The sequence below is a fragment of the Enterovibrio baiacu genome, assembly GCF_004120195.1.
Taxonomy (GTDB): Bacteria; Pseudomonadota; Gammaproteobacteria; order Enterobacterales; family Vibrionaceae; genus Enterovibrio; species Enterovibrio baiacui.
This window is the reverse complement of sequence record NZ_SCHN01000031.1, coordinates 32,531-42,827: the sequence shown is the minus strand read 5'-3', so window position 1 is coordinate 42,827 and position 10,297 is coordinate 32,531. Positions and strand designations below refer to the sequence as shown.

Genomic DNA, 10,297 nt, shown 5'->3' with positions numbered 1-10,297 from the left:
CGGCATGGCTGCATCAGGCTTGCGCCCATTGTGCAATATTCCCCACTGCTGCCTCCCGTAGGAGTCTGGACCGTGTCTCAGTTCCAGTGTGGCTGATCATCCTCTCAAACCAGCTAGGGATCGTCGCCTTGGTGAGCCATTACCTCACCAACTAGCTAATCCCAACTGGGCCCATCCCGACGCGAGAAGCCCGAAGGTCCTCCTCTTTGGTCCRAAGACATCATGCGGTATTAGCAGTCGTTTCCAACTGTTATCCCCCACGTCAGGGCAGGTTCCCAGCCATTACTCACCCGTCCGCCGCTCGCCGCCCAACAAATCACCCGAAGGGTCAATGTTGTCGCTGCCGCTCGACTTGCATGTGTTAGGCCTGCCGCCAGCGTTCAATCTGAGCCATGATCAAACTCTTCAATTAGAATTTTGTTGTTATCCCCATCTCCGAAGAGACAGTTCWAACGCTCAATGAATACTGAATTACTTTTTTGCCCGTAGGCAAAACTGCATTGCTGTGTTGATAGCATCACTTCGAAAAGTTCCACCATCTTGGTCACTCAGTGCATTGATAAATCTTTATGTCTATCAAGTACGAGTGCCCACACAGATTGTATAGGTCAAATTGTTAAAGAACGTTGACTTGGTCACCAGCTTAACTCGCCGTGTTCCGTGTCGATGAGGCGCATTATAGAGACTTCGAACTGCTTGGCAATAGCTAATTTCAAAAAACTTAATAAAATGGAGTTAAGCGTTCGTTAATCGTACAAAATCCACTTTTTCGGGTGTTTATTAAGCACAAATCCCCTCTCTTCACCCTCTATTTACCGCATGTGGCACACCATAAACACCCTCTACCAATATCAAGCTTGAGGACGCAACACTCACAAACGGTCTTTCCTTCCTATATATAGAGAAGGTTCAGACCATATAGAACAAGGCATGAATGCAACTCTCCTGTAAGGACTGATTGCGCCTCAAACATCCCTCCTTGGGACGGCGTTCTATATAGAGGAGGAAAAGTGCCAGTATCAGCCCCTTCCTTATAAAGGAACAAGAAAATCCAAAAAAAGAGACTTTGTAAAAGAGGTGACTTGTTTAGTTGCTTTTCGCCTGCCATCGCGCAGCGCCACGAAAATCTAGGCGTTTACGCGCAAAAGACACGAATATAGGTATAGCGATCAAGGCTTAGGAATATAGAAGGGAGTTTTTGTTTTTCTGAATACCTAGAACGAAAAAAGCCCCAGTCTTTCGACTGGGGCTTTTCCGGAAATTGGTGCCCGGGGCCGGACTTGAACCGGCACAGTTATTCACCGGCGGATTTTGAATCCGCTGCGTCTACCAATTTCGCCACCCGGGCAAGTGAGGCTGATTATACGCAAGCCGAACTGCAGCGCAAGCCCCTAATTCATTATTTTTGTTCAACCGTTTCTTTTTTCGCCACCTTGCTATAAATGCACTCAATTAGAGGCATTTTTACACATTCAACAACACGGCTAACGCTGGTAAACTCTACCCATACTCATTTTTTGGACAAAGGCATGTCTCAATCTTCTGTTTCTTATAGCGTACCGAAAGGTGCGGGCTTTTTTAGGCGCATGGGCGCATGGTTATATGACTTATTAGTGCTTGCAGCCGTTGAGATGCTGGCTATTGGTGTTGTGGTGGGCGGCATTGCGCTCGCAGTACAGTTTGGGTTTTCCATTGAAGGGTATGTTGATGTCAGTGATTACCTCGCCAGGGATCCTTTCGTTAGCCCACTCTTCACCGTTTATGTGTTTGCTGTCGCCGCCCTTTTCTATGCCTTCTTCTGGACTCGAGCTGGACAGACTGTTGGTATGAAAGCATGGAAGCTAAGAGTCGTCAGCGAGTTTGGTGGAAACATCACCTTTACCCAGTCTTTGATTCGCATGGCGACGTCTTGCTTGGGTATTGGCAACCTTCTTACGTTGTTTGATCGAAACAACCGCGCTTTCCAAGATCACTTCTCTCACAGCCAAGTGATTAAAATAGAAAAGTAATGCTTGGGATAAAGAGCGACGTGTTAACTACGCTTATCCCAACCATGCAAACGCAAAAGAGGGAGCACATGTGCTCCCTCTTTTTATACGTTCAATGTCTCGCGCGCCTATCTTAACAGGGCGACGTTAACTCATAGCTTTCTGTTCAACAGATACAAGGTCACACCAATGAAGGCCAAACTCGGTGCAACCGCACCAAAGAACGGTGGGAGCTGGTAAACCAGGGTTAGCGGACCAAACACCTCATTTGAGATATAGAAGCCGAAACCAAAGATCACGCCAGACAATACCCTTGCCCCCATGGTCACAGAACGAAGTGGGCCAAAGACAAAGCTCAAGGCCAACAGCATCATGACACCGATAGAAAGCGGTTGAAGTACTTTACGCCACAAAGCGAGTTCATAGCGGGAAGCATCTTGTTCAGACGCTTTCAAATACTCTACATAGCTATAGACACCTGATAGCGATAATTCTTCCGGTTTCACCGTCACAATCGAAAGCTTCTCTGGTGTTAGCGTGGTACGCCAAGCCAATTCATCTTGCTTCGTCTCATCAATTTTAACGGCACCGTTAAAATGCGTGATGGTCACGTTGTTCAGTAGCCAGCTATCTTGATCCAGAAAATCACCGCTTTGCGCAAACACCATTTCTTTTAGGTGCTGCTGTTCATCAAACTTCCAGATGTTGACGCCTGTTAGCGATTCTTTCTGGTCAGTACGCGCAATATAGATAAAGTCGCCACCGTCTTTCGCCCATACACCACTTCGTACCGACATGACGTTACCGCCAGACTTCGCAAAAGCTCTCAGCTCACGCGCGGCTTTTTGCGCATCCGGTGCACCCCATTGTCCTAGTGCCAAGACAATCAGCATCAGCGGCATCGCCGTCTTCAATACAGAAAGGCCGATATCTAGCTTCGAAAAGCCAGAGGCCTGCATCACCACCAGTTCAGAACTGGATGCCAATGTTCCAAGGCCAATCAACGCCCCCAGCAACACTGCCATAGGGAAAAACATCTCGATATCACGCGGCATACTCAACAAGACATATTGCACCGCGGTCATCATGGTAAAGATGCCATCACCCACAGAGCGCAGTTGCTCAACGAATTTGATAATGGCTGAAAGCCCCACCAAGGTCGCGAGACACAAGGTTGTCGTCGCGATGATGGTTCGCCCGATGTAGAGATCGAGAATTTTAAACATTAGGCTGCTCTCCGCAGTCGATATTTAAGCTTGCGCATCGGTAAGCTATCCCAGCTTATGAGAACAAATGCCACGAGCAAGGCAATGATATTGACGCTCCAAAGCCCAATTTCAGGTGCAAGGTTCCCCTCCTCTATCGCCGATTTCGCAGCGCTGATTGCTAAGAAGTAAGCAAGATAGAGCAACACGGCAGGGAACAGCTTTGCAAACCGCCCTTGACGCGGGTTAACCGAAGACAACGGCACCACAATCATGGTCATCAAGGGAATACACAGCACCAGTGAAATACGCCATTGCAGTTCAGCTTGTGCCCGTTCTGACGGCTCATTCAATAGTTGCTGTGTCGGCACCGCATCCCAATCTCGGTGTTTTTGTCTAACCTCACGTTGACCGATCAACACCTGATAATTTTCATATTCGGTGACGGTATAATCTAAACGTGTTGGAACACCTTCGTATCGCGTTCCCGTATTCAGGTCTAACACCTGACGACCATCCGGCAGTTCAGAGACAAAGCCTTTTTCTGCAACCACAACGTTTGGACGCATGGTTCCCCGAGGAACAGGCTGCGCAATAAACACTTTATGTAAATCTTTGCCGCTGCCCGTGATATCGCCTACATACACCACCGCCTCGCCATCAGGAGACGGTTGTATTTGACCTTTCACAAGCAACTCAAGGCCACTTTCCGCCTCGAGACTTTCCATGACTTTGATTTCTTTGTCATTTGCCCATGGCGTCAGCCAAAGAGCATTGAATGCGGCCACAGCCCCCGTAATCAGTGCGAGATACAAGGCTGCACGGATCAAAAACTTGTTTCCGATCCCCGTCGCATTCATGACAGTGATTTCACTTTCAGCGTATAGACGCCCGAAAGTAATCAAAATACCTATATATAGACTCAAGGGCAGCATCAGCATGGCCATCGACGGCATATAAAGTCCTACTAATGTCAGGACCTCATTCCCCGGAATTGAGCCATCTGTAGCATTTGCCAGCACTCGGATAAATTTCTGACTAAAAAAGACCAGAAATAGTACAAACAGCACCGCAAGTTGCGTTTTCACTGTCTCTCGGATCAAATACCGAACAATAATCACGGCGTTTTACCTTTAGAAAACTTGTTTTTTTACTCGAATCGCTATAGTTTTTCGGTAAATCAGTTGTTTTTTAATCTTTCGGCCAAGTGTTGACCTGCTTGTTTCAATTTACCTCGAACATGGATTCGAGTTCCGATAAAGCGGGCATTATCCAACATTTAGCCCCACTTGTCTTTAGGATGTAGGAGTACGCATGGAGTTCAGTGTAAAAAGCGGGAGTCCCGAAAAGCAGCGCAGTGCTTGTATCGTAGTCGGTGTATTTGAACCACGCCGTCTGTCTCCGGTTGCAGAACAACTCGACAAGATCAGCGATGGATACATCAGCAGCCTGCTGCGTCGTGGTGATCTTGAAGGCAAGCCAGGCCAAATGCTGTTATTGCATCATGTGCCTAACGTGCTGTCTGAACGCGTATTGTTAGTCGGTTGTGGTAAAGAGCGTGAACTTGGTGAGCGTCAATATAAAGAAATCATCAAAAACACCATCAACACTCTCAACGAAACAGGTTCAATGGAAGCCGTTTGCTTCCTGACTGAGCTGCACGTTAAAGGCCGTGACACCTACTGGAAAGTCCGCCAAGCCGTTGAAAGCACCAAAGACAGCCTCTACACCTTTAATCAATTCAAAAGCGTTAAACCAGAAACTCGCCGTCCACTTCGCAAATTGGTGTTCAACGTACCAACACGTCGTGAATTGAACCTTGGCGAGCGCGCCATTGCCCACGGCCTTGCGGTTGCTTCTGGTGTGAACGCCTGTAAAGACCTTGGCAACATGCCGCCAAACGTCGCCAACCCAGCTTACCTTGCTTCTCAAGCACGTCGACTTGCCGATGACTTTGAAAAAGTCACCACCAAAATCATTGGTGAGCAAGAGATGAAAGAGCTTGGCATGACGTCTTACCTTGCCGTAGGCCAGGGCTCGAAGAATGAATCATTCATGTCGATCATGGAATACAAAGGCCACCCAGATCCAGATGCGAAACCTATCGTTCTGGTCGGTAAAGGTTTGACCTTTGATGCCGGCGGTATCTCATTGAAGCCACCAGCAAACATGGACGAAATGAAGTACGACATGTGTGGTGCAGCTTCCGTCTTTGGCACCATGAAGTCGCTCGCGAAACTTGATTTACCGATCAACGTTGTCGGCGTGCTTGCAGGCTGTGAAAACATGCCTGATGGCAATGCATACCGCCCAGGCGACATCGTCACCACCATGTCAGGTCAAACCGTTGAAGTATTGAATACCGATGCTGAAGGCCGTTTGGTACTGTGTGATGCGCTGACATATGTAGAACGTTACGAACCAGAATGTGTGGTTGACGTTGCGACGCTGACTGGCGCGTGTATTGTGGCATTGAGCCATCACATCAGTGGCTTGATCTCTAACCACAACCCACTGGCACACGAAATCGTGAATGCGTCTGAGCAAGCGGGTGACCGCGCGTGGCGTCTGCCGATGACCGAAGAGTACCAAGAGCAGCTGAAGAGCCCGTTTGCTGACATGGCAAACATCGGTGGCCCTGGCGGCGGTACCATCACAGCAGGTTGCTTCCTTTCTCGCTTTGCGAAGAAATACAACTGGGCACACCTTGATGTTGCTGGCACCTCATTCCGTGGTGGCGCCAACAAAGGTGCAACCGGTCGCCCTGTCCCATTGCTTGTCCAGTTCCTTCTGAACCGTTCTGGCCTAGAGACAGTGGAATAAAAAATACCGCTGAACAGAAAAGGAGGCCAAGGCCTCCTTTTTTCATGTCTCGGTTTTTATGATCTGGTTTGGTCGAAAGGATTGCATAAAGCGATGGCTTTTCACGCAATCTCACCGCACACTGAGCCACGAGAATACGCGCTATAAAGGACAAAGAAATGGCAGTGGCAACCTTTTATCTTGTGGATGAATCCGATACTCACCCTCAGCAGAGTATGTTGGAAAAAGTCTGCCAGCTTTCTGCCCTTTATAGCGAGCAAGGTATGAAGGTGTACATTTCGGCGAATGACAAACCTCAGGCCGAAAACATCGATGAACAACTTTGGCAGCTTTCTCCTGATCACTTCGTTCCGCACAATTTAGTGGGCGAAGGGCCACGAGGCGGCGCGCAAGTCGAAATCGGTTGGTCAGGCGTTAGGCCTTCAGGACACCGAAATGTCCTGATAAACTTGGCCGAAGAAGCAGCAATTTTTGCGCCTTCCTTTGCACAAGTGGTAGACTTCGTGCCTTGCGAAGAGGCTCTCAAGCAACAAGCAAGAGAGCGCTACAAAATTTATCGCATGGCGGGGCGACAAATGCGAACCCTCGCCATGAACGAAATGTCCGATACCTCAAGTAATTGACGCACTTTCTGCCAAACACTGACTGATTGGCAATAAAGGAAATCGACGAAAAAGGGTTACATCACACTGAGCCATCAAGAGCGCTATGGAAAAGACATACAACCCAACATCAATTGAAACGGCGCTGTACCAGCGCTGGGAAGAGGCTGGTTACTTTAAGCCTCACGGTGACACATCAAAAGATGCATACAGCATCATGATCCCACCACCAAATGTCACTGGTAGCCTTCACATGGGCCACGCGTTCCAAGATACCATTATGGATACCTTGATCCGCTGTGAGCGCATGAAAGGTAAAAACACCTTGTGGCAAGTGGGTACTGACCACGCTGGTATCGCGACACAAATGGTTGTTGAACGCAAAATTGCCGCAGAAGAAGGCAAAACGAAACACGATTACGGTCGTGACGCGTTCATCGACAAGATTTGGGAATGGAAAGGCGAATCCGGTGGCACTATCACCAAGCAGCTTCGTCGTCTTGGCGCATCTGTTGATTGGGATCGCGAGCGATTCACCATGGATGACGGCCTGTCTAATGCCGTTCAAGAAGTGTTTGTTCGCCTTTTCCAAGAAGATCTTATCTACCGTGGTAAGCGCCTGGTTAACTGGGACCCGAAACTGCACACCGCAATTTCTGACCTAGAAGTCGAAAACAAAGATGTGAAAGGCCACATGTGGCACTTCCGTTACCCACTGGCTGACGGCGTAAAAACCGCAGACGGCAAAGACTACATTGTGGTTGCAACCACGCGTCCTGAAACCATGCTGGGCGACACCGGTGTTGCAGTAAACCCTGAAGATCCTCGCTACAAAGCGCTGATCGGCAAAGAAATCATGCTGCCAATCGTGAATCGTCGCATCCCTATCGTGGGCGATGAGCACGCAGACATGGAAAAAGGCACAGGTTGTGTGAAGATCACCCCTGCGCACGACTTCAATGACTATGAAGTCGGCAAACGCCACCAATTGCCAATGATCAACATCCTGACCTTCAATGCAGACATCCGTGACAGTGCTGAAGTGTTCAACACCAACGGTGAAGCAAGCGACGTATACGGCACTGAACTTCCAGAAGCTTACCGCGGCATGGAACGTTTCGCTGCACGTAAAGCGATCGTTGCAGAGTTCGACACATTAGGTCTACTTGAAGAAATCAAAGATCACGACCTCACCGTGCCTTACGGCGATCGTGGTGGCGTGGTTATCGAACCCATGCTGACCGACCAATGGTACGTGCGTGCTGCAACACTGGCGAAACCAGCGGTTGAAGCCGTAGAGAATGGCGACATTCAATTCGTGCCTAAGCAATACGAAAACATGTACTTCTCTTGGATGCGTGACATTCAAGATTGGTGTATCTCTCGCCAACTTTGGTGGGGTCACCGCATTCCTGCATGGTACGACAACGACGGTAACGTCTATGTTGGCCGTAGCGAAGAAGAAGTGCGTGAGCAAAACAACCTTGCTCCTGTTGTTGTACTTCGCCAAGACGACGATGTACTGGATACCTGGTTCTCATCTGCGTTGTGGACCTTTGGCACACAAGGCTGGCCTGAGCAAACCCCAGATCTGAAAACCTTCCACCCATCTGATGTGTTGGTCACAGGTTTTGACATCATCTTCTTCTGGGTTGCGCGCATGATCATGATGACCATGCACTTCTGTAAAGATGAAGACGGCAAAGCACAAGTACCATTCAAAACCGTTTACGTTACCGGTCTTATCCGTGATGAGAACGGCGACAAGATGTCGAAATCTAAGGGCAACGTGCTTGACCCAATTGACATGATTGACGGTATCGATCTGGAATCTCTGGTTGAGAAACGTTGTGGCAACATGATGCAGCCTCAACTGGCCGCTAAGATTGAGAAAAACACACGCAAGACCTTCGAAAATGGCATCGAACCTTACGGTACTGATGCACTGCGTTTCACCCTAGCAGCCATGGCTTCAACCGGCCGTGACATCAACTGGGACATGAAGCGTCTTGAAGGTTACCGCAACTTCTGCAACAAGCTATGGAACGCAAGCCGTTACGTGCTGATGAATGCAGAAAACCAAGACTGTGGTACCTCTCTGTCTCAAGAGCAGCGCGCCGCAATGGAGTTCTCACTCGCAGACAAGTGGATTGAATCTCAGTTCCAACTGGCAGCAAAAGACTTCAACGCACACATCGAAAACTTCCGTCTGGATATGGCAGCAAACACGCTGTACGAATTCATCTGGAACCAATTCTGTGACTGGTACTTAGAACTGACCAAACCTGTTCTTTGGAAAGGCACTGAAGCGCAGCAGCAAGCAACCCGCTACACGCTGATCACTGTGCTTGAGAAGACGCTACGTCTTGCTCACCCAGTGTTGCCATACATCACCGAATCTATCTGGCAGAGCGTTAAGCCATTGGTTGAAGGTATTGATGCGGCTGACTTTGATGAAACCATCATGCTGCAAGTATTGCCTCAATACGATGAAGCACAGTTCGATGCCAATGCACTGGCTGACATCGAGTGGGTGAAAGCGTTTATCACTTCTATCCGTAACCTGCGTGCAGAGTACGACATCGCGCCAAGTAAAGCGCTTGATGTGATGCTGAAAGCCGCAGACGAGAAAGACGTGGCGCGTCTAGAAGCAAACACCAAAGTCTTGGCATCACTGGCTAAGCTTGAAGGCGTTCGTGTACTGACTGCAGACGAAGAAACGCCAGCGTGCGCAACTGCACTGGTTGGTAAGTCTACGCTGATGATCCCAATGGCAGGCCTTATCGACAAAGATGCAGAGCTTGCGCGTCTAGATAAAGAAATCGCGAAAACTGAAGGCGAAATCAAGCGTATCGCTGGCAAGCTAGGCAACCAAGGTTTTGTTGCGAAAGCACCAGAAGCGGTTGTTGAAGCTGAGCGCGCGAAGCTAGACGGTTACAACGAAACGCTAGTGAAATTGGAAGAGCAGAAAGCGACCATCGCAGCCCTGTAATACCGATAGCACAGAGTGTTTGATACGAAAGCCGACGAGAAATCGTCGGCTTTTTGCGTTTGATATACAGACCTATCAGGCTCTTCCATATTCGCCTTTCACGACAAGATGCCAATGCACAGCCACAACATTGCGTTGATAACCCCCACCTATTGAATCAATAACAACAACCAAATGTAGTTGTTGAGAATAATTCGCAATAATCAGTTCATACCGATGAGGAACTGATTATGAAAAAGACCCTAAGTTTTGCTGTGATTCACTTTACCGTTGCATTCACTGTCGCATTTATCCTGACAGGCGATATTCTGCTGGGTAGTTTGATTGCCATGGTAGAGCCTATGGTCAACACCGTTGCCTTTTACTTCCATGAGAAAGCATGGGAAAGCAAAGTGTTGAAAAATACACTGCGCGGTAACCCAGGCCGTAAAACCGCGAGCTTCGCCGTTGTTCACTTCAGTGTCGCATTTACCGTCGTGTATTTGCTAACAGGTGACATCTTGGTAGGCAGCCTCATGGCAATGATTGAACCCTGTATCAACACCATGGCGTACTATTTCCATGAGAAGGTATGGCAAAAGAGAGCAACACTGAATGCTTGGTATTGTCACCATGATTCAATAATCGCATAGCGCACAATCCGTTCCCGACCAACCACCTTACCAAATAATGAAAAAGCAGCCTTTT

7 protein-coding genes, 1 tRNA gene and 1 rRNA gene are annotated in these 10,297 nt (G+C 48.6%); 5 read left to right on the top strand and 4 right to left on the bottom strand.

Features of this window, described 5'->3' with window-relative positions; translation table 11 throughout:
- A 16S ribosomal RNA gene (locus tag EQP46_RS23430) occupies nucleotides 1–412 on the bottom strand; the annotation flags it as partial.
- 850 nt (nucleotides 413–1,262) lie between these two features.
- Nucleotides 1,263–1,348: transfer RNA gene (locus EQP46_RS23425), tRNA-Leu, on the bottom strand.
- A 181-nt stretch (nucleotides 1,349–1,529) separates the two neighbouring features.
- Between EQP46_RS23425 and EQP46_RS23420 the strand changes: the two genes are divergently transcribed.
- Nucleotides 1,530–2,009: an RDD family protein gene (locus EQP46_RS23420; RefSeq protein WP_129495897.1), complete on the top strand. Its 480-nt coding sequence runs from the start codon at nucleotides 1,530–1,532 to the stop codon at nucleotides 2,007–2,009.
- Between the two features lie 131 nt (nucleotides 2,010–2,140).
- Here EQP46_RS23420 and lptG read toward each other — a convergent pair whose 3' ends face one another.
- Both lptG and lptF read right to left on the bottom strand, forming a co-directional pair.
- Nucleotides 2,141–3,214, bottom strand: a complete 1,074-nt coding sequence (lptG, locus tag EQP46_RS23415; protein ID WP_129495896.1) for an LPS export ABC transporter permease LptG — start codon at nucleotides 3,212–3,214, stop codon at nucleotides 2,141–2,143.
- Nucleotides 3,214–4,314 (bottom strand): LPS export ABC transporter permease LptF, encoded by a 1,101-nt coding sequence (gene lptF / locus EQP46_RS23410; protein ID WP_129495895.1) that lies wholly within the window; start codon nucleotides 4,312–4,314, stop codon nucleotides 3,214–3,216. The genes lptG and lptF overlap by 1 nt, the downstream gene beginning before the upstream one ends.
- A 193-nt stretch (nucleotides 4,315–4,507) precedes the next feature.
- Here lptF and pepA point away from each other — a divergent pair, with 193 nt between their 5' ends.
- The 4 genes from pepA to EQP46_RS23390 all read left to right on the top strand — a co-directional run bounded on the left by pepA (nucleotide 4,508) and on the right by EQP46_RS23390 (nucleotide 10,242).
- Nucleotides 4,508–6,016 carry a leucyl aminopeptidase gene (gene pepA, locus EQP46_RS23405; protein WP_129495894.1) on the top strand — a complete coding sequence of 503 codons (1,509 nt, stop codon included), beginning with the start codon at nucleotides 4,508–4,510 and terminating at the stop codon, nucleotides 6,014–6,016.
- Between the two features lie 158 nt (nucleotides 6,017–6,174).
- Nucleotides 6,175–6,639, top strand: coding sequence for a DNA polymerase III subunit chi (locus tag EQP46_RS23400; RefSeq protein ID WP_129495893.1), 465 nt, complete (start codon nucleotides 6,175–6,177; stop codon nucleotides 6,637–6,639).
- 85 nt (nucleotides 6,640–6,724) lie between these two features.
- Entirely contained in the window at nucleotides 6,725–9,610 is a 2,886-nt protein-coding gene (locus tag EQP46_RS23395) for a valine--tRNA ligase (RefSeq protein WP_129495892.1), read from the top strand.
- Nucleotides 9,611–9,840: 230 nt separating this feature from the next.
- Nucleotides 9,841–10,242, top strand: coding sequence for a DUF2061 domain-containing protein (locus EQP46_RS23390; RefSeq protein ID WP_129495891.1), 402 nt, complete (start codon nucleotides 9,841–9,843; stop codon nucleotides 10,240–10,242).
- Nucleotides 10,243–10,297 lie beyond the last annotated feature (55 nt).